General features: G+C 68.9%; 25 protein-coding genes and 1 tRNA gene. 7 read left to right on the forward strand and 19 right to left on the reverse strand.

The annotated features are described in order from the left end of the window. The first annotated feature begins 232 nt into the window (after positions 1 to 232). Positions 233 to 1,231 carry a LuxR C-terminal-related transcriptional regulator gene (locus tag ACFVXE_RS34660; protein ID WP_389677246.1) on the forward strand — a complete coding sequence of 333 codons (999 nt, stop codon included), beginning with the start codon at positions 233 to 235 and terminating at the stop codon, positions 1,229 to 1,231. A gap of 62 nt (positions 1,232 to 1,293) precedes the next feature. Here ACFVXE_RS34660 and ACFVXE_RS34665 read toward each other — a convergent pair whose 3' ends face one another. From ACFVXE_RS34665 to dnaK, 4 genes are all read right to left on the reverse strand, one after another. Next, the gene (locus ACFVXE_RS34665) at positions 1,294 to 1,740 is read right to left on the reverse strand and encodes a heat shock protein transcriptional repressor HspR (RefSeq protein WP_389677247.1); all 447 of its coding nucleotides are present in this window, start codon (positions 1,738 to 1,740) and stop codon (positions 1,294 to 1,296) included. A 1-nt stretch (position 1,741) separates the two neighbouring features. Beyond that, on the reverse strand, positions 1,742 to 2,932 hold the full coding sequence (dnaJ, locus tag ACFVXE_RS34670) for a molecular chaperone DnaJ (protein ID WP_389677249.1): 1,191 nt from the start codon (positions 2,930 to 2,932) through the stop codon (positions 1,742 to 1,744). 93 nt (positions 2,933 to 3,025) lie between these two features. Further along, positions 3,026 to 3,673: a nucleotide exchange factor GrpE gene (grpE, locus tag ACFVXE_RS34675; protein WP_389677251.1), complete on the reverse strand. Its 648-nt coding sequence runs from the start codon at positions 3,671 to 3,673 to the stop codon at positions 3,026 to 3,028. After that, positions 3,670 to 5,523 (reverse strand): molecular chaperone DnaK, encoded by a 1,854-nt coding sequence (gene dnaK / locus ACFVXE_RS34680; protein WP_389677253.1) that lies wholly within the window; start codon positions 5,521 to 5,523, stop codon positions 3,670 to 3,672. Before dnaK ends, grpE begins: the two co-directional genes overlap by 4 nt. Positions 5,524 to 5,843: 320 nt before the next feature. On the opposite strand from dnaK, the gene ACFVXE_RS34685 reads away from it, so the two are divergent. From ACFVXE_RS34685 to ACFVXE_RS34700, 4 genes are all read left to right on the forward strand, one after another. Further along, entirely contained in the window at positions 5,844 to 6,440 is a 597-nt protein-coding gene (locus ACFVXE_RS34685) for a sugar transferase (RefSeq protein ID WP_389677254.1), read from the forward strand. Positions 6,441 to 6,522: 82 nt separating this feature from the next. Then, a complete protein-coding gene (locus ACFVXE_RS34690; RefSeq protein ID WP_389677256.1) occupies positions 6,523 to 8,805 on the forward strand; it encodes a (Fe-S)-binding protein in 2,283 nt (760 codons plus the stop codon). A 613-nt stretch (positions 8,806 to 9,418) separates the two neighbouring features. Continuing rightward, entirely contained in the window at positions 9,419 to 10,864 is a 1,446-nt protein-coding gene (locus ACFVXE_RS34695) for an FG-GAP-like repeat-containing protein (RefSeq protein WP_389677258.1), read from the forward strand. Positions 10,865 to 11,093: 229 nt separating this feature from the next. Then, entirely contained in the window at positions 11,094 to 11,993 is a 900-nt protein-coding gene (locus ACFVXE_RS34700; RefSeq protein ID WP_389677260.1) for a Yip1 family protein, read from the forward strand. Positions 11,994 to 12,073: 80 nt separating this feature from the next. On the opposite strand, the gene ACFVXE_RS34705 is transcribed toward ACFVXE_RS34700, so the two are convergent. Together ACFVXE_RS34705 and dcd are read right to left on the reverse strand one after the other, a co-directional pair. Then, positions 12,074 to 12,571 carry a phosphoribosyltransferase gene (locus tag ACFVXE_RS34705; RefSeq protein ID WP_389677262.1) on the reverse strand — a complete coding sequence of 166 codons (498 nt, stop codon included), beginning with the start codon at positions 12,569 to 12,571 and terminating at the stop codon, positions 12,074 to 12,076. Between the two features lie 9 nt (positions 12,572 to 12,580). After that, on the reverse strand, positions 12,581 to 13,156 hold the full coding sequence (dcd, locus tag ACFVXE_RS34710; RefSeq protein ID WP_389677263.1) for a dCTP deaminase: 576 nt from the start codon (positions 13,154 to 13,156) through the stop codon (positions 12,581 to 12,583). Positions 13,157 to 13,636: 480 nt separating this feature from the next. On the opposite strand from dcd, the gene ACFVXE_RS34715 reads away from it, so the two are divergent. Beyond that, a tRNA-Gly gene (locus ACFVXE_RS34715) sits at positions 13,637 to 13,710 on the forward strand. A gap of 51 nt (positions 13,711 to 13,761) precedes the next feature. On the opposite strand, the gene ACFVXE_RS34720 is transcribed toward ACFVXE_RS34715, so the two are convergent. From ACFVXE_RS34720 to ACFVXE_RS34780, 13 genes are all read right to left on the reverse strand, one after another. Continuing rightward, a complete protein-coding gene (locus tag ACFVXE_RS34720) occupies positions 13,762 to 14,919 on the reverse strand; it encodes a tyrosine-type recombinase/integrase (RefSeq protein WP_389677265.1) in 1,158 nt (385 codons plus the stop codon). After that, positions 14,919 to 15,128 (reverse strand): excisionase family DNA-binding protein, encoded by a 210-nt coding sequence (locus tag ACFVXE_RS34725; RefSeq protein WP_389677267.1) that lies wholly within the window; start codon positions 15,126 to 15,128, stop codon positions 14,919 to 14,921. The genes ACFVXE_RS34720 and ACFVXE_RS34725 overlap by 1 nt, the downstream gene beginning before the upstream one ends. Next, positions 15,125 to 16,504, reverse strand: coding sequence for a replication initiator protein RepSA (repSA, locus tag ACFVXE_RS34730; protein WP_389677268.1), 1,380 nt, complete (start codon positions 16,502 to 16,504; stop codon positions 15,125 to 15,127). The genes ACFVXE_RS34725 and repSA overlap by 4 nt, the downstream gene beginning before the upstream one ends. Beyond that, entirely contained in the window at positions 16,501 to 16,689 is a 189-nt protein-coding gene (locus tag ACFVXE_RS34735; protein ID WP_389677269.1) for a hypothetical protein, read from the reverse strand. The genes repSA and ACFVXE_RS34735 overlap by 4 nt, the downstream gene beginning before the upstream one ends. Before the next feature lie 100 nt (positions 16,690 to 16,789). Continuing rightward, positions 16,790 to 17,341 carry a GGDEF domain-containing protein gene (locus tag ACFVXE_RS34740; RefSeq protein ID WP_389677270.1) on the reverse strand — a complete coding sequence of 184 codons (552 nt, stop codon included), beginning with the start codon at positions 17,339 to 17,341 and terminating at the stop codon, positions 16,790 to 16,792. Positions 17,342 to 17,429: 88 nt separating this feature from the next. Beyond that, complete coding sequence (locus tag ACFVXE_RS34745; protein ID WP_389677271.1) at positions 17,430 to 17,756, reverse strand: SpdD-like protein; 327 nt, start codon at positions 17,754 to 17,756, stop codon at positions 17,430 to 17,432. 23 nt (positions 17,757 to 17,779) lie between these two features. After that, complete coding sequence (locus ACFVXE_RS34750) at positions 17,780 to 17,935, reverse strand: hypothetical protein (protein WP_326630590.1); 156 nt, start codon at positions 17,933 to 17,935, stop codon at positions 17,780 to 17,782. 12 nt (positions 17,936 to 17,947) lie between these two features. Continuing rightward, positions 17,948 to 18,139, reverse strand: coding sequence for a mobile element transfer protein (locus ACFVXE_RS34755; protein WP_030876212.1), 192 nt, complete (start codon positions 18,137 to 18,139; stop codon positions 17,948 to 17,950). Positions 18,140 to 18,160: 21 nt separating this feature from the next. Then, positions 18,161 to 18,832, reverse strand: coding sequence for a DUF2637 domain-containing protein (locus tag ACFVXE_RS34760; protein WP_389677272.1), 672 nt, complete (start codon positions 18,830 to 18,832; stop codon positions 18,161 to 18,163). Further along, the gene (locus ACFVXE_RS34765; protein ID WP_389677273.1) at positions 18,832 to 19,035 is read right to left on the reverse strand and encodes a hypothetical protein; all 204 of its coding nucleotides are present in this window, start codon (positions 19,033 to 19,035) and stop codon (positions 18,832 to 18,834) included. Before ACFVXE_RS34765 ends, ACFVXE_RS34760 begins: the two co-directional genes overlap by 1 nt. 83 nt (positions 19,036 to 19,118) lie before the next feature. After that, positions 19,119 to 20,474: an FtsK/SpoIIIE domain-containing protein gene (locus tag ACFVXE_RS34770; protein WP_389677274.1), complete on the reverse strand. Its 1,356-nt coding sequence runs from the start codon at positions 20,472 to 20,474 to the stop codon at positions 19,119 to 19,121. 2 nt (positions 20,475 to 20,476) lie between these two features. Beyond that, entirely contained in the window at positions 20,477 to 20,830 is a 354-nt protein-coding gene (locus ACFVXE_RS34775; protein ID WP_389677275.1) for a hypothetical protein, read from the reverse strand. Between the two features lie 139 nt (positions 20,831 to 20,969). Then, complete coding sequence (locus tag ACFVXE_RS34780) at positions 20,970 to 21,749, reverse strand: GntR family transcriptional regulator (RefSeq protein WP_326630600.1); 780 nt, start codon at positions 21,747 to 21,749, stop codon at positions 20,970 to 20,972. A gap of 18 nt (positions 21,750 to 21,767) precedes the next feature. Between ACFVXE_RS34780 and ACFVXE_RS34785 the strand changes: the two genes are divergently transcribed. Beyond that, on the forward strand, positions 21,768 to 22,235 hold the full coding sequence (locus ACFVXE_RS34785) for an NUDIX hydrolase (protein ID WP_389677277.1): 468 nt from the start codon (positions 21,768 to 21,770) through the stop codon (positions 22,233 to 22,235). The last annotated feature ends 126 nt before the right edge of the window (positions 22,236 to 22,361 follow it).

Below are 22,361 nucleotides of genomic sequence, written 5' to 3' on the forward strand. Positions count from 1 at the left end.
GGGGGGGGGGGGGGCCCCGGGGGGGGGCCGGCCGGGGGGGGGGCCCCCGGGGGGGGGGCCCGGCCCCCGGGGCCGTCGGGCGCGGCCCGGGGGGGGGGGGCCGGGGGGGCCCCCCCCCCCCCCGACCCCCACCTCAGGGGGAGTTCACCACCCGGCAGGAACAACACTCCCCTGGTGACTACGCTTCCACCACCGTCATCTTGCTGCACTGCACAAATGTAGGGGATCCCGAATGAGCAGAGACGAGGAGCAACCCGGGCATTCGCACGGCGAACTGGAGCTGTGCGATGCCGCAATCCGGCTCTACACCGAGGCGCTCCGCAAGGGCGGGATCGCCCGCGCCGACCTCGCAGTCGCCCCGTGCCTCATCGACATGGCACTGGTCCACCCTGACCCCCGGGACGGCACGTGGATGCGCCCTGTGCCACCGTCCGCGGCCCTGGCACACCTGCTGCAGCCCGTCACCCGCGAGATCCACGAACGGATACGGCTCACCGCGAACCTTGCGGATTCGCTGGCCCCCCTGGCAGCGGTCGCCAGCGAGGACCCCCATCACGCCATCACTGTGCTCGAGGGAACACCGCTGATCCATGCGGCTCTGCACGATGCCTCCTACGCCGCCGAGGAAGAGGTCCTCACGGTGCAACCCGGCGGTGTCCGGCGGCCGTACCAAATAGAGGCGGGTCTGGCCAACGGACTCGCCGCCGTTGCGCGAGGCGCGCATCTCCGGCACATCTACCAGCACCCCGCTCGCTACAGCCCGGGGCTCACGCACTATCTGGATCAGCTTCCACCTGATTGTGTGCAGGTGCGAACCATTGAACAGACCGTCGAACGGCTCCTCATATTCGACCGCACGGTGGCTTTCATCCCCGCCACTCCCGAGCGTGACGCAGCCCTGGAGATCCGCCACCCCGCCCTGATCCGCTTCCTGATCCAGATCTACGAGGTCCTGTGGGCGCAGGCCACCCCGCTGACCCAGCAACTGCCCACATCGGCCCCCGGCACCCCCGCCACCCCCGTACAACTCAGCATCGCCCGCCTCCTCGTCGAGGGTCACGTCGACGACACCGTCGCCCGCAAACTCGGCATCAGTGTCCGCACCTGCCGGTCCCATATCGCCAAGCTCATGCAGACACTCAACGCCTCCAGCCGGACCCACCTGGGCGCGCTCATCATCCAGTCGGGCCTCGTCGAGCCGGACGGCCCCGTGCCCCGCAGCAACGGCTGAGGCCCATCACCCGTTTCCGGGTGACAGGCCTCGGTCGTCCACGCACAGGGCGCCCGACGCGCCTATTCCTTCGGCCTCTTCGGCCGCCAGACCACCAACGCGCTGGTCTGCTGCACATCCTGATACGGCACCAGATCACGCCGGTACGAGGCATGGACCTGCGCCTCGCGCTGCTGCATCGCTGCCGCCGCGCCGTCCACCGCCGCGGAGAGTTCGGCGATCCGCTGCTGGAGCGCGGCCACCTGATTCTCCAGTTCGATGATGCGCTTGATGCCGGCCAGGTTGATGCCCTCGTCCTGTGACAGCTGCTGCACGGTGCGCAGCAGCTCGATGTCACGGGCCGAGTAGCGCCTGCCACGGCCGGCCGTGCGGTCCGGGGAGACCAGGCCGAGCCGGTCGTACTGGCGCAGTGTCTGCGGATGCAGGCCCGAGAGCTGGGCCGCGATCGAGATCACGTACACCGGCGATTCTTCGGTCAGTTCGTACGGATTGCGTCGTCGGCCGTCCACCTCAAGCTCCCTTCGCTGCCTGGAACAGCTCCGCCCGCGGGTCCTCCCCCGCGGTCGCCTTCCGGTAGGCCTCCAGTGCGTCCTGGGCGTCGGCGGTGAGGTCCTTGGGGACCGCCACCTCGACGGTGACCAGGAGATCGCCCCGGGTGCCGTCCTTGCGCACGGCGCCCTTGCCGCGGGCGCGCATCGTACGCCCGTTGGGGGTGCCGGCCGGAAGTTTCAGGGTGACCGGCGGTCCGCCGAGCGTGGGGACCTTCACCTCGCCGCCGAGTGCCGCCTCCGTGAAGGTGACGGGCACGGTGACGGTGAGGTTGTCGCCCTTGCGGCCGAAGACCGGGTGCGCGTCGACATGGACGACGACGTACAGGTCGCCGGCCGGTCCGCCGCGCTCGCCCGGGGCGCCCTTGCCGCGCAGTCGGATCCGCTGGTTGTCGGAGACCCCTGCCGGGATCCTGACCTGCATGGTGCGTGAGGAACGCGCCCGCCCGCTGCCCTTGCAGACGTCACAGGGGTCCTGGGCGATGAGGCCCCGGCCCTTGCACTCCACGCAGGGATCGGTGAGCGAGAAGCCGCCGCCGCTGCCGCGCGACACCTGTCCGGTGCCGACACAGGTCGGGCAGACCCTCGGGGTGCCGTTCTTGTCGCCGGTGCCCGAACACGCCTTGCAGGGCGCCTGGCTGGACATCCGCAGCGGGACCGTGGCCCCGTCGACCGCCTCGGTGAAGCTGAGCGTCACCTCGGACTCGATGTCCTGGCCGCGGCGCGGCTGCACACGGGTGCCCGCACCGCCGCCGCGGTTGAACAGGCCGCCGAAGACGTCTCCCAGACCGCCACCGCCGCCGCCGAAGCCGCCGGGACCGCCGGGGCCGCCGCCCTGGGCGCCTCCGAAGAGGTCGCCCAGGTCGAAGTTGAAGTTGCCCCCGGCCCCGCCGGGACCGGCCCGGAAGCCGCCGTTGCCGAAGAGCGCGCGTGCCTCGTCGTACTCCTTGCGCTTCTTGGCGTCGCCGAGGATGTCGTTGGCCTCGGAGATCTCCTTGAAGCGCTCCTCCGCCTTGTTGTCGCCCTTGTTCGCGTCCGGGTGGTACTCGCGGGCGAGCTTCCGGTACGACTTCTTGATCTCGGCTTCGGTGGCGTCCTTGGGGACGCCGAGGACCTTGTAGTAGTCCTTCTCGACGAAGTCCTTCGTGCTCATCGACGTCCCTCCTTCCGGACGATCGGCCGGGCGGCCGGCCGGATGGCCGGTCGCCGGGCCGGGCGGTGGGCCCCGCGGTGGTCGGACGAGATGTCAGACCTCCTCGGTGCCACCGCTCTCCTCGTCGTCTGTCCTGTCTTCCTTCGCCGCCGCGGGAGCCGCGCCCGGCTGGGGCTCGGCGACCGCCACCCGCGCGGGGCGGATGGTGCGCTCGCCGATGCGATACCCCGGCTGCAGGATCGCCACGCAGGTCGTCTCGGTGACGTCCGGCGCGTACGAGTGCATCAGGGCCTCGTGGATCGTCGGGTCGAAGGGCTCGCCCTCCTTGCCGAACTGCTGGAGGCCGAGCTTGGCGACGGTCGTCTCCAACGACTCGGCGACCGACTTGAACCCGCCCACGAGCTCGCCGTGCTCCCTGGCGCGGCCGACGTCGTCGAGCACGGGCAGGAGCTCGGACAGGAGACCCGCGACAGCGATCTCCTTGACCGTGACCCGGTCCCGCTCGACGCGGCGGCGGTAGTTCTGGTACTCGGCCTGGAGGCGCTGGAGGTCGCCGGTGCGCTCGGCGAGCGCACTGCGTGCCTGGTCCAGCTGTGCCGTCAGACCGGCGGTCTGGTTCACGTCCCCGGCCGGGGCCGCCCCCTCCTCGGAGGAGGGGGCGGCCTTCGGTGCGGCGTCGTCAGGGGTGGCGCCTGAGGGAACGTCGGGCTTCTCCTCGAAGCCCGGAGTCTCCTCGGTCACACCGCACCGCCCTTGGTGTCCTTCTCGTCGTCCACGATCTCGGCGTCGACGACGTCGTCGTCGGCACGGGCCTGCTCGGCACCGGGCTGACCGTCGGCCTGCGGGCCGCCCTCGGCCTGGGCGTTGGCGTACATCGCCTGGCCCAGCTTCTGGGAGACGGCCGCGACCTTCTCGGTGGCGGTACGGATCTCGGCGGTGTCCTCGCCCTTGAGCTTCTCCTTCAGCTCGGTGAGCGCGGCCTCCACCTCCGTCTTCACGTCACCGGGGACCTTGTCCTCGTTGTCCTTGAGGAACTTCTCCGTCTGGTAGACGAGCTGCTCGCCCTGGTTGCGGGACTCGGCGGCCTCACGGCGGCGGTGGTCCTCCTCCGCGTACTGCTCGGCCTCCTCACGCATCCGGTTGACCTCGTCCTTCGGCAGCGAGGAGCCGCCGGTGACGGTCATCTTCTGCTCCTTGCCGGTGCCGAGGTCCTTGGCGGCGACGTGCATGATGCCGTTGGCGTCGATGTCGAACGCGACCTCGATCTGCGGGACACCGCGCGGGGCCGGCGGCAGACCGGTCAGCTCGAACATACCGAGCTTCTTGTTGTACGCCGCGATCTCGCGCTCGCCCTGGTAGACCTGGATCTGCACGGACGGCTGGTTGTCCTCGGCCGTCGTGAAGATCTCGGACCGCTTGGTCGGGATCGTCGTGTTGCGCTCGATGAGCTTCGTCATGATGCCGCCCTTGGTCTCGATACCGAGGGACAGCGGGGTGACGTCGAGGAGCAGGACGTCCTTGACCTCGCCCTTGAGGACACCGGCCTGGAGCGAGGCGCCGATGGCGACGACCTCGTCCGGGTTCACACCCTTGTTGGCCTCCTGGCCACCGGTCAGCTCCTTGACGAGCTCGGCGACGGCCGGCATACGGGTCGAGCCACCGACGAGAACGACGTGGTCGATCTCGGAGAGCTGGATGCCCGCGTCCTTGATGACGTTGTGGAACGGGTTCTTGCAGCGCTCCAGGAGGTCCGCGGTGAGCTGCTGGAACTGGGCGCGCGTGAGCTTCTCGTCCAGGTGCAGCGGGCCCTCGGCGGACGCCGTGATGTACGGCAGGTTGATCGAGGTCTCCGTCGAGGAGGACAGCTCGATCTTCGCCTTCTCCGCGGCTTCGCGCAGACGCTGGAGAGCCATCTTGTCCTTGGACAGGTCCACGCCGTGACCGTTGGCGAACTGCTTCACCAGGTAGTCGACGACACGCTGGTCCCAGTCGTCACCACCGAGGTGGTTGTCACCGTTGGTGGCCTTCACCTCGACGACGCCGTCACCGATCTCCAGGAGCGACACGTCGAAGGTGCCGCCACCGAGGTCGAAGACGAGGATCGTCTGGTCGTCCTTGTCGAGCCCGTACGCCAGCGCGGCGGCCGTCGGCTCGTTGACGATGCGCAGGACGTTCAGGCCCGCGATCTCACCGGCCTCCTTCGTCGCCTGACGCTCGGAGTCGTTGAAGTACGCCGGGACGGTGATCACCGCGTCGGTGACCTTCTCGCCCAGGTACGCCTCGGCGTCGCGCTTCAGCTTCTGCAGGATGAAGGCGCTCATCTGCTGCGGGTTGAAGCTCTTGCCGTCGAGGTCGATCTTCCAGTCGGTGCCCATGTGGCGCTTGACCGACCGGATGGTCCTGTCGACGTTGGTCACCGCCTGGCGCTTGGCGACCTCGCCCACCAGGACCTCGCCGTTCTTCGCGAAGGCGACGACGGACGGCGTGGTCCTGGCGCCTTCGGCGTTGGTGATGACGGTGGGCTCGCCGCCTTCGAGAACGCTCACGACGGAGTTAGTCGTGCCCAGGTCGATGCCGACCGCACGTGCCATTTCAATTCCTCCAACTGACTACTTGAGTGGATCTGACTCAAGGATGCACGACACCCGCCCCACTGTCAACGGACCTGAGTCGAGTCGACTCAACTATCGTGCACACACCCCACGCCACCTGCGCTTTGTCCGCGATTGCGCCTTCACATACGGGGTGATCACGGACGGATGCACGGTGATCGACGGCGACACCTGCCACTCAGTGGCCCAGGCGCCCCGCAGCCATCATCGTCCCGTGGGATCGTTCTGTCACAAAATGGCGTGAGATGTACAAAACCGACACTCGATCCGCCCGGCCCGGGCAGGTGCGAAGGATGCAGATGCGCATGCAGAAACAGCCGTGGACCGGAACGCGCCCGCCCATGACGGCCAAGCGCGTCCTGGATCTCGTCCTCGGCTCGGCCCTGCTGACCCTGGCCGCCCCCCTGCTCGCCGCCGGAGCCCTCGCGCTCGCCGCACAGCGGCCCGCCGGTGGCGTACTGACCCGCTCCACCCGGATCGGGCTGGCCGGACGCCCCTTCGTACTGCGCTCACTGCGTACGCGCCGACTGCGGCTGGACCTGCTCTCCCGGCTGCCCCACGTCGTACGGGGCGAACTCTCGCTGGTCGGGCCGGAACCTCTCGCTCCGGACGACGAGCGGGCCGGTGGGGCCGGCGCGCGGCACTGGCGGCAGGAGCTGAGACCCGGGCTGACCGGGCTCGCCCAGATCCGCTCCCGCTCCGGAATGCCCTGGGACGAACCCGCCCTGCTCGACCAGCACTACGCCGAGCACCACTGGCTCGGACTCGACCTGGCGATCCTGGCGGAGGCTGTACGCGTTCCGCTGCGCGCCACGGTCCGCGGCCTCACCCACCGCGGCAAGGCACACCTGAGCGACACAGATCACCGGCTGCGCGGCTACAGCGCGGCGGAATAAGTGGATAGTGTCAGCACAGACTGATTAAGTTACTGCTTAGTAAGCGCAGGATCCCACCCTCGCAGGCCCGAGGAGCCCCCAAATGCAACTCGCCGCGATCATCGTGTCGCTGGTGCTGACCGTGGTCGGCGTTGCGCTCATCGCCCGAGCCGTCGCGCAGATCTACCGGTTCGTCAAGCTCGGCCAGCCGGTCCCGGCAGGCAGCCGCACCGACAGCCCGAAGCAGCGCACGCTCACCCTGGCCAAGGAGTTCGTCGGCCATACGCGCATGAACCGCTGGGGAATCGTGGGCGTCGCCCACTGGTTCGTCGCCGTCGGCTTCCTGACGCTCGGACTGACGATCGTCACCGCGTACGGTCAGCTCTTCAAGGCCGACTGGGTCCTGCCGATCCTCGGCGGCTGGCTTCCGTACGAGATCTACACGGAGTTCATCGCGCTCGCGACGACCGTGGGCATCCTCGTCCTCATCGCGATCCGCCAGCTGAACCTGCCCTCGCGGGCCGGCCGCAAGTCACGCTTCGCCGGCTCCAAGATGGGGCAGGCGTACTTCGTCGAGGCCGTCATCCTCGTCATCGGTCTGGCGATCATGACGCTGCGCGGCCTGGAGGGCGCGCTGCACCACGTGGACGGCTACGAGGCCGCGTACTTCGCCTCGTACCCGCTGGTCGCGGCCTTCAAGGGGCTGGACCTGGGCACGCTCCAGAACCTCGTCTACCTCACCGCCATGATCAAGCTCGGCGTCACCATGGCCTGGGCGATCACCGTCGGCCTCAACACCAACATGGGTGTCGCCTGGCACCGCTTCCTCGCCTTCCCGAACATCTGGTTCAAGCGGAACGCGGACGGCGCGGTCGCGCTCGGCGCACTGCAGCCGATGTCGAGCGGCGGCAAGGAGATCGACTTCGAGGACCCGGGCGAGGACGACGTCTTCGGTGTCTCCCAGGTCGAGCAGTTCTCCTGGAAGGGCATCCTCGACTTCTCCACGTGCACCGAGTGCGGCCGCTGCCAGTCGCAGTGCCCGGCCTGGAACACGGGTAAGCCGCTCTCCCCGAAGCTCCTGATCATGTCGCTGCGCGACCACGCGCACGCCAAGGCCCCGTACCTGCTCGCCGGTGGCGGCAAGGACATGGAGGGCAACGAGAAGGCGTCCGAGGAGCAGCTGAAGGACGTTCCCGCGGCCGCCCTCGCGGAGGCCGAGCGCCCCCTCATCGGCACCGCCGAGGAGAACGGCGTCATCGACCCGGACGTGCTGTGGTCCTGCACCACCTGCGGCGCCTGCGTGGAGCAGTGCCCGGTCGACATCGAGCACATCGACCACATCGTCGACATGCGCCGCTACCAGGTGATGATCGAGTCCGCGTTCCCGTCCGAGGCGGGCACGATGCTCAAGAACCTGGAGAAGAAGGGCAACCCCTGGGGGCTCGCCAAGAAGCAGCGCGTCGAGTGGACGAAGGAGGTCGACTTCGAGGTCCCGATCGTCGGCAAGGACGTCGAGGACCTGTCGGAGATCGACTACCTCTACTGGGTCGGCTGCGCGGGCGCGCTGGAAGACCGGGCCAAGAAGACCACCAAGGCCTTCGCCGAGCTGCTGCACATCGCGGGCGTGAAGTTCGCGATCATGGGCGGCGACGAGAAGTGCACCGGTGACTCGGCCCGCCGCCTGGGCAACGAGCCGCTGTTCCAGCAGCTCGGCCAGGAGAACGTCGCGATGCTGAACATGGCGTTCGGCGAGTCCCTCGACGAGGACGGGGGCGTGGACGAGACGACCAAGAAGCCCAAGTCGTCCAAGAAGATCGTCGCGACCTGCCCGCACTGCTTCAACACCATTGCGAACGAGTACCCGCAGCTCGGCGGCGAGTACGAGGTCATCCACCACACGCAGCTGCTCCAGCACCTGGTGGACGAGGGCAAGCTGATCCCGGTGACCCCGGTCGAGGGTCTGATCACGTACCACGACCCCTGCTACCTGGGCCGTCACAACAAGATCTACACGCCCCCGCGCGAGATCATCGCGAAGGTGCCGGGTCTGCGGAACGAGGAGATGCACCGCCACAAGGAGCGCGGCTTCTGCTGCGGCGCCGGTGGTGCCCGGATGTGGATGGAGGAGCGGATCGGCAAGCGGATCAACAACGAGCGTGTCGACGAAGCCCTCTCCCTCAACCCGGACATCGTCTCCACCGCCTGCCCGTTCTGCCTCGTCATGCTGACCGACTCGGTCAACGGCAAGAAGAACGACGGCAAGGCGAAGGAGTCGATCCAGGTGGTCGACGTCTCGCAGCTGCTGCTGGACTCGGTGAAGACCCCGGCGGACCCGGCGGGCGAGCCGGAGCAGGCGGACACGCCTGAGCCCGAGCCGGTGAAGTAGTCGGTCTCAGCAGTACGGAAGCGGTCGGACCTGCCTCGGGGGCAGGACCGGCCGCTTCTTTCATTCCCTCCGGGCAGGCGTCGAGTTCTCCGGGGCTGACGCCGGTTCCCCGATGGGCAGGTCGCGTACGGCTGATGTGCCCGTCGACGCGCCCGCGGCAGCCCGCCGACGTCCCCCGGCCGGCCGCTGGTCGCCTCCGGCGCAGCACTGTTCACCGTCGCGTCACACCGGCCTCACATTTCCCACGTGCCCCGTACAACCATCTGTGCGGACCAGTGGTCTCCTTCTCGCCGGACGCCCTCAGCCCCAGGCGCAGTTGCCGCGGAACGGGCACCAGGACTTCGGCGCCGACACCAGGCTCCGGATGCCTTCGCGCATCCCCGCATGCAGCAGGAGAAGAAGAACCGCATGCACAGCACAATCCGCGCCGCCACGGCCGCCGCCGAACACTCCGACGGCGCCCGGAGCTCGCTCGTGCCGGGCTTCCTCCAGTAGGCGTCGTCCACCCACTCGTACATCTCGTCCGCGTTACCGCAGGCCCGGGCGCCCGCACGTCAGCGGACCCCGTTCGCGCGCCTTCCTCATGCATACCGACAACACCGGAGAGACATCCATGCACAGACAGCTCCGCACCGCACTCGCCACCGCCGCGGCGGCCGCCCTCACCGGCGGCCTGCTGGTAGCCGCCACGGGCACCGCCTCCGCCGCCCCCAGCGGGATCCAGGGCGACTTCAACGGCGACGGCTACCGTGACGTCGCGGTCACGGCCTCGGGCGCCGCGGTGAACGGCAAGACCGGCGCAGGCTCCGTCTCCATCCTGTACGGCTCCGCGTCCGGTGCCGGCGCGTCCAAGATCCAGACGGTCAGCCAGGACAGCACCGGCGTACCCGGCGCGGCCGAGAAGAACGACTACTTCGGCTCGATGATCACCGCCGGCGACTTCAACGGCGACGGTTACACGGACATCGCCGCCGGCTCCTCCGGCGAGGACGTCGGCTCCGACGTGGACGGTGGCTCCGTCACCATCCTGTGGGGTGCGAGCAGCGGCCTGTCCGGTGGCACCAACGTCAAGGACCCGTCGGCCGGCAGCCACGACAGGTTCGGCGGCATTGTGACCGCCGGTGACTACAACGGTGACGGCAAGACCGACCTCGCCATCTCGGCGGACCAGAACTTCGTCGACATCTACCGTGGCGGTTTCACCAAGACCGGCTCCACCGGCGGTCATTACAAGGTCACCACCCAGGTCCAGAAGGTCCCCGGGTTCGACCTCTTCAACCTCACCGCGGGCGACGTCAACCACGACGGCCGCACCGACCTGCTGGTCGACGGTTACGAGAGCGACAGCACCGAGGGCTGGAACGCCAACTTCTACCTGCCCGGCAGTGCGTCCGGTGTGACGACGTCCGGTACCCGGAAGCTCCCTGCGGGCATCATCTCCGACATCGGTGACGTCAATGGGGACGGCTACGGCGACATCGTCATCGGCGCCCAGTGGGACACCGACGTCCCCGGCTCGCACAAGGGCGGCGTCGTCACGGTCGTCTACGGCACAGCAAGCGGCCCGACCGGCGGCCAGGACTCGATCAACCAGGACTCCCCCGGTGTCCCCGGCACCGGCGAGAGCGACGACGTCTTCGGCTACGAGATCTCCCTCGGCGACATCAACGGCGACGGCATGGACGATCTGGCCGTCGGCTCGCCCGGGGAGGACCTGAACGGCGTCGCCGACGCCGGCATGGTCAGTGTGATCTACGGCTCCCCGAGCGGTTTCGCCACCGCCGGAGCCCAGTCCTTCGCCCAGGACACCCCCGGGGTTCCCGGTGGCAACGAGAAGGGCGACGGCTTCGGCGCCGAGGTCTACCTCACCGACACCAATGGCGACGGCAAGGCCGACCTGACGGTCGGCTCCCCTCAGGAGAACAGCGCCGACGGATACGTCGTGACCTTCAACTCCGACGGCACGAAGCTGGTCCCGACCGGCAAGGGCTACGGTCTCACCGCCGTGAAGGTCTCCGCGACGGGCACCCCGCTGCTGGGCGGCAACATGGCGGGCTGACACCTGCCGCACCGTGGCAGGCCCACACCCCCTTCAACGTGACGGGGCTGACACCTGCCGCAGAACCCGGGCCTGTTTCGCCCGTCTCAGGCCCGGGTTCCGTGTATCCGCCGCACACCTGTCGACAGCCCCCGGCATCCCCTAGGGGATGTCACAGCTCGGCCGCAAAGCCGCCCCGGTTCCCCCGGCTCTCCCACCGCACACACGCGGACCAGGTACGTTCGATTACGTGGCTGGATTCAGGATCGGACGCGGCCGGGACAACCGCACCCCGCAGCAAGCGCAACAGCAACCGCGGCAGCAGCCGTACGGCACGCAGGCACCGCCGCCGCCGTCGTACGGCCGGCAGGCATGGCCGCCGGCGAGCGGAAACGGCGCCCCGTACGGAGCCGGGCACCCCGGCAGCCAACAGGGCTACGGCGGCGCACACGGCGAACCCGAATACTTCGCCGACCCGTACCATCAGCCCCACCAGGGTGACCCGTACGCGGACAACCCGGGTCACACGCAGGCGTTCAGCATCGACGAGGAACGGTACGGCGACGGCAACACCTACCGCGCCGGCCACGCCCCCGCCCAGCCCGCAGGCCCCCGCCTGCACTGGAAGCAGCTGCTGAGCGGCCTGGTGATGCGTCCGGGCCCGACGTTCTGGCAGATGCGCGACTACCCCGTCTGGGGAACGGCGCTCACCGTCACGTTCCTCTACGGCCTGCTGGCGCTCTTCGGCTTCGACCAGGCCCGCGACGACGCCATCCACGCAACGATCTCCACCGCCGTCCCGTACGTCATCATCACGGGCATCGGCTTCGTCCTCGGCGGCCTGGTCCTCGGCGCGGTCACCCACACCCTTGCCCGCCAGCTCGGCGGCGACGGCGCCTGGCAGCCGACCGTGGGCCTCTCCATGCTGATCATGTCGGTCACGGACGCCCCCCGCCTGGTCTTCGCGCTCTTCCTCGGCGGTGAGAACTCCCTGGTCCAGATAGTCGGCTGGATGACCTGGCTGGCGTCCGCCGCACTGTTCACCTCGATGGTGAGCAAGTCGCACGACCTGCCGTGGCCGAAGGCGCTGGGCGCATCCGCGATCCAGCTGATCGCGCTCCTGTCGATCATCAAGTTGGGCACGATCTGACGCCCCACCCGCACCCATGAAGGGACCCCTGACGCCGTTGCGTCAGGGGTCCCTTCATCTGCTCAGGCCGCCGAGCGGCGTCAGGCGTCGAGGACCTGCCCGCTGCGCCGTACGACAGGCTTCTCCACGCTCCACGGGAAGTTGATCCAGCGATCGGTCTTCTTCCACACGTACTCGCACTTCACGAGCGAGTGGGGCTTCTCGTAAATGACCGCGCTGCGCACCTCGGCGACGTGCCCGATGCAGAAATCGCGCACCAGCTTCAGCGTCTTCCCGGTGTCCGCGACGTCGTCGGCGATCAGGACCTTCTTGTCCGAGAAATCGATGACGTTCGGCACGGGCGCCAGCATGACCGGCATTTCCAGGGTGGTGCCCACCCCGGTGTAGAACTCGACATTCACCAGATGAATGTTCTTGCAGTCCAGCGCGTACGCCAGCCCGCCGGCCACGAAGACCCCGCCGCGCGCGATGCTCAGCACGACATCCGGCTGGTAGCCGTCGTCGGCCACGGTCTGCGCGAGTTCGCGTACCGCGCGCCCGAACCCGTCGTACGTCAGATTCTCCCGCACGTCAGCCATGGTCGGGCGTCACACCTCGGTCCGGTGGAAATTGATGAACGAACGCGAAGCCGTCGGCCCGCGCTGCCCCTGGTAACGCGACCCGTACCGCTCGGAACCGTACGGAAACTCCGAAGGCGAGCTCAGCCGGAACATGCACAGCTGGCCGATCTTCATTCCCGGCCACAGCTTTATCGGCAGCGTCGCGAGATTCGACAGCTCCAGCGTCACATGCCCGGAGAACCCGGGGTCGATGAAGCCGGCGGTCGAATGCGTCACAAGCCCGAGCCGCCCGAGCGAGCTCTTGCCCTCCAGCCGCGACGCAAGATCGTCGGGCAGCGAGATGACCTCGTACGTCGAGGCGAGAACGAACTCACCGGGGTGAAGGATGAACGCCTCGTCCCCGTCCGGTTCGACCGTGCGGGTCAGGTCCGCCTGCTCGACGGCCGGGTCGATATGCGGGTAACGGTGGTTCTCGAACACCCGGAAGTAGCGGTCGAGCCGCACGTCGATGCTCGACGGCTGCACCATCGACGGTTCGTACGGATCAATGCGGACCCGGCCGGCGTCGATCTCTGCCCGGATGTCCTTGTCTGAGAGAAGCACGCCCCGAGGATACGCAGAACGCGCGGTCCCGCCCCAATTGGACCGCCCCGCGCGTTCTGCTCACGACCGTCTGATGACGCCGCTACCGCTCCTCGAACACCACGGGAACGGCCTGCCGCAACCGGGCACAGCGCGGGCAGCGGATGAGCCGCCCGGGACCGATCCGGCCGCTCCCGAGCTGCTGCATCGGGAACGAGGCGGTAGTGAAAACGTGCCCTTCGGCACAGCGGACGACGGTGCGCTCCATGGAGTCCATCAAGTCCCTTCCCCAACAAACCGTGGACGAGAACGCCACATTAGGGGATGAACAGGACGCCACTCCAGCAGGCACTCCGACCGCCTACGCTACGCCCCCAACTCCCGTCCACGGCAACCGCGTACACCCTCGGCGCACGCCGCGCGCCCCCTCGGTCCGTACACCGGGGGCCTGCCATGGGGTAGAGTGTGCGACGATGCTCAGCCGATCAGTCGGCGGCTCACGCGGGTGTAGTTTAATGGTAGAACATGAGCTTCCCAAGCTCAGAGCGCGAGTTCGATTCTCGTCACCCGCTCCATACAAAAGCCCCAGGCCATCGGCCCGGGGCTTATTTGTTGTCTGGACCAGTTCAAGCGTCCCGCACCAGATCCGCACCAGAAGGCTTCTCCACGGCCTTCTCTCGTGCGGACCGCACGAGCTCATCCAGCCCGCTCGCGACCTCCTGCTGTCGCTCAAGATCCGAATGTTGATAGATCAGCGCGGCCTTCTCCGACGACTGCCCAGCGCGGACCATCGTGTCCTTGAGCGTGGCCCCGGACCGGGTGGCCAAGGTGTGTCCGGTGTGACGGAGGTCGTAGAAGCGGAAGCCGTCCGGCATCCCGACTAGCCCGCGGGCGCGGCACCACTTCCGCCCGAAGGTGGAACGCCGGAACGGCTTGCCCTTCTCCCCCACGAACAGAAGTCCGTCCGGCCCCCTCTCCGCATACCAGTCGAGGTGACGTCGGAGGTCGGTCCGGAGAAAGGCCGGCAGGACCACGACCCGCTTGCCCGCTTCCGACTTGGTGTCGCCAGGCGCACGACGGCCGGTGGTCAACTCGGGGGCTGCCATGCGCACCCGGATGGTCATCTCGTCCAGGTCGACGTCCCTGCGGCGCAGCTCGGCCTGTTCCTCGGGCCTCATCGGGCCGTAAGCACCGAGGAAGACCATCAGGCGCCAGCGAGGCCCAAGGGCATCGGCGAGCGCGTCGACCTGGGCGACGGTGGCGATCTGGCGTTCGGCAGACGACTCCTTTCCGGCGCCCCTGATCCGGCAGGGATTGCGGCGGATCAACTCGTCATCGACCGCGGTCTCCATGATGGCCTTGAGCAGCCGGTACGACTTGGCCACGGTCGTGGCCCCGGTGGACGACAGCCGCTCGGTCCGCCAAGTACGGACACGGGGTGCGGTGATCTCGTCGAGGTCCAGGCCCTCGAAGGTAGGCAGGAGATGGAGCCGCAGGAGCCGCCGGTACAGCTCATCAGTGGTGGCGGAGAGACCACGCTCGTCCACCCACTGGAGGGCGTACTCCTTGAAGTTCACTGCCCCGGCGTCCGGGTCCTGCCAGTTCCCGCGCGTGAGATCCGCTTCGATCTGGGAGAGCCAGACTTCAGCGTCCTTCTTTGTGTCGAAGGTCTCGGGTGCACGGAACTCCTGCCCGTCCGGGCCCAGGTAGCTCGCGGTCCAGCGGCCGGACCGGTACTGGCGTACTGCGCCGAAGCGCCGACGGCTTCCCTTAGCGTTCCCCATTAGGCAGCCCTTCCGTAGCGGGACCGGCGGCGTATGGGCTGGACGGTGTTCCCCTCGATGTACGCCGCGAGCACGCTTTCCTTGATCCGCACGTGGCTGCCGATCTTGACGAAAGCAATCCGGCGTTCGGAGATCAGGCGTCGGGGGAAGCGTGCGGTGGTGCCGAGGCGTTCGGCGGCTTGGTCGACCGTGAGCAGGGGGTCAGTCACGACCGGTCTCCTTCCAGCGCGAGGGCTTCGCGTGCGGTTTCTCGGTTGAGTTGCAGGTCTCTGGCGATCGAGGCGGCGAGGACGGATTCGCCGGGGCTGTGGCCCTGTCCGGCGTACTGCCAGTCGGTGAGGACGAGGACGGTCGGGTCCTGGTCGGGGTCGGGCAGGCCGAGTTCTTCGCGTTGCTGGGCGGCGCGGTAGTCAGCGCGGATCTGGCGGAGTGCGCCGAGGGTGGTGGAGTAGCGGCGGGACTTGGAGGAGAAGTGGCCACGGAAGCCGAGCATGTGAGCCCAGGCCCGCAGCCGTCGGTCCGGGTAGAGCGCATCGAGGTCGAAGCAGGCCTCGATCAGGCGACGCGGATGGTCGGGTACGTCCAGGAGGACCAGGACCTCACGGTTGCCGACGCGACGGTCGACGGTGCCTGTCGTCTCGGCGGCTTTGGTCGCGTACTTGGCGACGTAGGAGGCGACGGCCTGTTCGGTGATGTCGGTACCGGCGTCGAATGCGCGGATGGGGCGGATGTCGAGCTGGGTGCCCCAACGGAGCGGACGAGCGGGTTGGTCGGCGGCGGCCGGGACGGTGATGGTCGTGTACGAGTGCGCGACGGCGGCGCGGACGGAGTCGGTGAGCAGCTGCACCGATGCCCAGGAGGGTGGAGGGCTGTCGGGTCCGTCCGGGCCGTCGAGGCGTATGACGGCGTGGAAGTGGACGGCGCCACGCTTCTGGAACTCGGCGACCTTGCCGTACGAGACCCGTGCGGTTTCTTTGAGTTCGCGTTGGGTGAGGCCGGCGCGGGCGGCGATCTCGCGGCGGAGGCGGTTGGTGAAGCGCTGCCACAGGTCCCCTGCGTGGTTGTTGAAGAGGACCGCGCCCGCGTAGTCGTACGAGTCGGGGTCGAGCGGTGTGCCGAGGGCATCGTCCTCGGGTCCGTGCTGGACACCGCAGCGGCAGCGGCCGGAGCCGGGACGGTTATGGACCGGGGCGAAGGATGGGGCGGTGAGGGTGGCGAAGACGCGGGGATGGTCGCGGACGGTGGCGGGGACGTCCTTGTCCTGGTCTCCCGCGAGTCCGGCGCGGATCAGGTGGTAGGTGTCGGCGGAGTAGGTCCAGGCGCAGGCCGGGCAGCGGGAGGCTCGGCGGTTGCCGCAGGCGACGCGGAGCCGTCCGTCGGGTTCGGTGTCGGTGGAGTAGCGGTGCAGGGTCTCGCCGGTGGTCTTGTCCTTGGTGAGGGTCCAGCCGGAGAGGTGGATGGGGTTGGAGCAGCCACCGGTGCGGCGGATCTGGTCTTGCCAGCGGTCGAAGCCGGTGGATCCGGCCACCCGCAGGAGATCGCCGAGGGTGGCCGGGTCCAGGCTCGCGAGGATCGAGTCCGTCACGCGTGCTCCCGCTGGGCGACCGGGGCCGCGGTGCGGGTCGAGCCGGTGCCCCGGCAGCGGCGGCAGGTGACCTGGAGGGTGGCGCGGGTGCCGTCCTCGAGGAGCGTTCCGGTGTCGATGGCGACGGCGGGGAAGCCGTCGCAGTCCGGGCAGATGCGTGTCGGGGCAGGGCTGTGCTGGGTCATGATGGTGGTCCTTTCGATTGCGGTTGGAGGGGGCCGGACCGTCCGGGCGGCGGCGATGCTTGGCGGCTTGTGCGCCGTCCGGAGGCCGGTCAGAGCTTGATCAGCGGGAGAGCGGACGGGTGCCGCGTCGACCGGCCTTTCCTTTGTCCGCGTACATCGCGGAGTCGGCGGTGGCGAGCGCGTCGGAGAGGCTGCGGACCGGCAGGTCTTTTACGTGGCAGGAGCCGACGGATACGGAGACCGGGAGTCGACGTCCGGCGTAGGCCACGGGCTGGCGCAGGGAGCGGTGGAGGCTTTCGAGGTCGAGGGCCTGGCGGGCGATGGCGACGAACTCGTCTCCCCCGAGGCGACCGGCGATGCCGTGACGGCCGCACCAAGTGGCGAGGCGTTCGGCGGTGACGGCCAGGGCGACGTCCCCTGCGGCGTGGCCGTGGGAGTCGTTGAGGTTCTTGAAGTCGTCGAGGTCGAGCAGGAGGACGACGGCGTCCGGGTGCCGGCGGATGATGCGCTCGGCGAGGGCGGTCCATCCGGCGCGGGTGCGAAGGCCGGTGAGCGGGTCCCGGCGGGCGGTGGCGAGCCGGTGGGTGAGCAGGGCGGTGTGCGAGGCCCAGCCGATGAGCGGTAAGGCCAGGGCGAGCGCTTGGGTGTCCACGGTTCTCCTTCGATGCGGTTGGAAGGGTTGCGTGGGCCGTCCGGGCGGCGGCGATGCTTGGCGGCTTGTGGCACCGCCCGGAGGCCGGTCAGCGGTGCTGGTCTGCGGAGGCGATGAGCGAGCGGATGACCAGGGCGCAGATGGCGACGGATGCGCCGGTGATGGCGACCGCGAGGAGCATCGAGACCAGGACCGCGCCGACGACCAGGACGACGGCCACCCCACCACCCACGAGGGCGATAACGGCGCCGGGTGTGAGCTGCACGGTGGGCCTGGCCGCAGCGGTCGGCGCGACCAGAGGCATGGAGCTCTGCGGGGCGTGCTCCTGCTGGACCATGGCGGTCGGCTCGACGATGGTCGGCGGGGTTATGCGGCCGGTGGGCTGGGGCATGGTGGGGACCTTGGGCTTGAGCATGGTGGATCTCCTTTCGAGGGTGGTTACTTGATGGCGGTGTCGATGGCGGGGGCGAGCAGGCTGTCGGCGAGGAGGTAGCCGCCGAGCAGGAGGACCGCGACGAGCCAGAGGGGCGGGCGGATGAGCTTGACGCCGAGCCAGCCGACGATGATCAGGGCGAACCAGAGCGGGACATCCATGGGGCCGTTCTCCTATCGGGCGGTGCAGCGGTGAGTGCGGGCGGCGAGCTGGGCGGCGCTCTGGCTGGAGTAGTCGGCGGACCAGCCGCAGCGGTCAGCGCTGCAGACGGCGGCGTGTTTGGTGTGGCCGTGGCGGTCGCGGTGCGTGCCGATCTGCACCGGGCCGATCCGCATCACGGAGTGGAAGTGGTCACGAGCGGGCATGGCGGCGGTTCTCCTTTCTCTTCAGGCGAGTTGGGCCGCGATGGTCTCGGCGAGCTGCGGTGGGACACCGAGTCGGGCGCGCAGGGTTTCGGTGTCAATCCGGGCGCCGGTGCGGGCCTGGTGGTCGGCGGCGAGCTTGCGGGCGTGGTCGACCAGCGCGGCCGGGACCGGCGGACCGGCCGGGACGGCGGGGGCGAGTGCCGGGGTCTCCTCGGCAGCCGCGGCGATGGGCGAGGGCTCGGGTCGCGGATCGGGGGCGGATTCCTGCTCGACTTCTGGAGTGGGCTCCGGCGCAGCGGGTGCCGGCGCAACTGGCTCCGGCGTCTGGACGGAGTGCGAGTGGGCGAGGAGGGTGCCGCCGAGGAAGGCGAGGGCGGGCCAGCCCGCGATGCCGAACCGCAGCCAGGCCGGCGGGTGGGCGAGGTCGAGGAATCCGGCGGTGGCGACGTTGGCGCCGAGCGAGGCGAACAGAGCGATCAGGAACCAGCACCAGGCCAGCTGGGATGGGCCCTCACTGCGCAGGCGTCGCCAGGCGGCGACCAGGAGCAGGTCCACCGAGATGGGGTAGGCCCACGCCTTCCAGCCGTCCTGCCCAGCGGCGTCGGCAAGGTCGTGCAGGTGGGCGAAGGACAGGGCACCGGCGATGACGGCCTGGACCAGGACGGCGTCCACCCGGAACGCGGGCCGTGCCATCACCGGCCCCCGTGAGAGTCGGTGCCGCCGATGGGGTCGTAGCCGGGCGGGAACATGTCCGGTGGAGGCTCCGGAAGCGATACGGCCAGGGACGGGCCGATGGTGTCGATGAACGCGTCGTCGGCGCCCGGCATTTCGGCGTACAGGGCCAGGGCGCCGAGCATCAGCACGGTGCGGTGGAAGTCCTCGATGTGCTCACACATGGGACTCGGTCTCCCTTCCTTCAGACATGAGGCGGGTAGGGACCTGGCGCGATGCGGTCGCGCCGACCGGGGAGCGGGAGGGATCAGGCCGTGGCGGGGGCAGCCTTGGCGAGCGGCTCGGGGGCCGGGGCCGGGGAGCCGACGACTGGTCGGAAGGCTGCGAGGACGGGCAGGTCCGGGGTGCGTTCGGCGTGCCGGTTGCAGATGTTCACGGCCTGGCGCAGTGAGGTGTGCGGGGCGCGGATGCGGGCCCAGCCGCCGGACGAATCGCCAGTGACGGCGATGCCGGGCGTCTCGGTGGGGATCTGGATGGCGGCCAGGACGGCGTCCGGGGCGATGTCGCCGAAGGCCATGTTGGCGGAGGACTCGTCGTTGACGCGGTGCGCGGTGCGGCCGGTGAGCTGGGCGCGGAGCATGGTGATGCCCTTGCCGAGTTCGGAGCCGAAGCGCTGTCCGCAGATCTCCAGGTAGATCCCAGCAGCACGGCCGAGTTGGGCGAGGCGGACCAGAGCGGTGATGATCCGGTCGCGGCGCTTCTCCTCGTGCTTGGAAGCGAAGAGGGCGAGTTCGGCGACCTCGTCCACTAGGACCACGACTGGGACCGGTCGCAGGTGGTCGGGCAGGTCCCAGATGTCTGCGGCGATCTCCGCGTCCGGCACGTTCACCGTGATCCGTTGCTCAGCCCTGATCAGTTGGTAGACGTCTTCCATGTGTGTGACGAGAGCGTCGAGGAGCTCCAAGGCGGTGTCGGGGTTGTCGGCGAGTGCGGAGAACCGGCGGCCCAGCGGGAAGAGCTCGACGCCCTGCTTGCAGTCGATTCCGACCAGCGCGACGTTCATGGGCGCGAGGCCGGCCACCAGGTTGCGCTGATAGACGGACTTCCCTGACTCGGTGGCACCGAGGGTGAGCCCATGCGGAACGCTGCGGTAGTCGCGGTAGTGGACTGCCCCGTCCTCCCGCAGGGCGACCGGCACTCGCATCGGTGCAGGGTCGGTCTTGGCAGGCATTTGCACCCGCTTGAGCACGTCGTAGCCGGTCATCCGCACTTCGACTACACCGGAGCGCAGTTCGCGGGAGGTCACGCCGTACATACCAAAGGAGTGACGCAGCCGGTCTGTGGCGGCGGAGACGTCGAAGGCGTCCTGTCCGGGGCGGAGCTTGAGGCGAAGCACGAGGCCGGTGCGCGTGGGATGGACGCGCAGGATGCGCGGGGCGCGGGACTCCGGCGCGGGCCGGTTGGCGATCCGGGCGAGGGCCAGGCGCCAGCGGGAGGGCGGGACAGTCAGTCCGCACGCGTCCATCACGGAGACGTAGCGGACCGACACCCGCAGAGCGGCTAAGGCCGCGCCGAAGGCCAGCCAGTACCAGGCGGGGCGCCGCCACCGCAGGATCACTGCGGTGGCGACAACCAGCACCAGGGCGACCGTGAAGCGGGTCATGGTCAGGCCGCCTTCGAGCTCGACGCAGCGGCGGCGAGCGAGGTGACAGCGACCGCGCGGAACGCGATGCCGTGCCGCTTCTGCCCGTTGAACTCGTTCTCCCACGCCGAGGCGACAAGGCCCGTCAGCGCGACCGGGGTGCCCATGGCCAGGTCCTCGGAGACGCCCGGCTGGGGAACGGTGAGCTTGAGGATCTCCACCTCGTCCGGCGTGGAGAACATGACCTCCACCGTCATCAGGGTCACGCCGTCCTTGTCGAGCGCGATCTCACCGGTACGGCGGTCCTTGACCTTCGGCTGGGGGGTCTTGGCGACCATCACGGTCGCGTTGGTGGTGTCGACGGGAATCTGACGCACAGCAGATCACTCCTCTGTAGGTGCCGAACTCCGTCACTCATGTATATGAGTGACATGAAGAAGAGTGCAACACTCCTATACATGAGTCAACCCGCCGCGAAGAAGAAATCGCAGCGGGTTGAGGGGAGTTGAGTGCGCGTCAGTCGGTGGCGGGGATCCTGTAGCTGAAGACGAACTGGTCAGCGGCCATGAGGGTGTCGCAGACCTCGACCACACGACCCTCTTCGGTCACGGCGTCACGGATGAGGTGAACGACCGGGGCGCCAGGGCTCAGCGCGAGTTCGGAGGACTCCGCCTTCGAGGCCGGCCGCGCCTGGAGGGTCTCGACGAACTCCGCGAAGACATGGCCGTCGTCTTCAAGTCGGGCGTAGATCCCACCAGGGCCGGGGTTCTCGGAGAACAGCTCCGGGATGTCCTTCACGACGTCCCACGGCAGGTACGACGTAGCGGTCTCGACCGGAGTGCCGTTGCGGAAGTAGAGGCGGCGGCGGGCCAGCACCTTGGCTCCGGGATCCACACCGAGGCGTTCCGCGATGTCGTCGGGTGCGTCGGCCGGGCCGATGAACAGCACGCTGACCTTGGCGGTCGCTCCGGCCTGCTCCGACTCTGCGAGATACGCGGCCTTGCCACCCTTGCGATGCGAGCGCCGGAACCGGTCCGACGAACGATGCCGCACCGGGGGCCGGGCCTTCACCAAAGACCCTTTGCCGTGCCGGGTCTCCACCAGGCCGCTCGCACGGACCTCCACCATGGCCTTGCGGATCGTGCCGCCGGATACGCCGTAGCGGTCGACCAACTCGGACTCACTCGGCACCATGTCGCCAGGCTTCAGGACGCCCGACCGGATCTGCTGAACGATCTCGTCGGCGATCTGAACGTACCGAGGTACGGCCCTGCCACCTCCTACCGCGGTTCCCATAGACCTACCCACTCTCCTATGCTCCTGTACATGAGTAACAGCGCCCAGGAAGCCCCGTCAACGCCGAAGCACAGTGTGTCCGTGGCGGGGGCGGTCGTGCGCGAGGACGGCCGACTCCTGGCGATCCGCCGCGCGGACAACGGCACATGGGAGCTCCCGGGCGGAGTACTGGAGTTGGACGAGTCCCCGGAGCAGGGGGTCAGCCGTGAGGTCTGGGAAGAGACCGGCATTCATGTCGAGGTCGACCAGCTCACGGGCGTCTACAAGAACACGGCCAGAGGCATCGTCGCCATGGTCTTCCGGTGCAAGCCCTCCGGGGGCACCGAGCGCACGTCAGCCGAATCAACCGCCGTCGACTGGCTCACCCCGGAGCAGATCACCGAGCGCATGTCCGAGGTCTACGCAATCCGCCTGCTCGATGCCCTGGACGGGGCCGGCCCCCATGTCAGGAGCCACGACGGCAAGCACCTGAGTGCGTCCGCATGAAGGAGCAGGGCGGATCAAAGCCTCGCCATATAGCCGAGCTGCGGGACGTCTACGACTTCCTGGACCAAGTGCGGCTTCGACCCGGGATGTGGGTCCGTCGGAGCTCCCTCCTGCACCTCAGCTCCC

The sequence above is a fragment of the Streptomyces sp. NPDC058231 genome, from assembly GCF_042882275.1.
Taxonomy (GTDB): Bacteria; Actinomycetota; Actinomycetes; order Streptomycetales; family Streptomycetaceae; genus Streptomyces.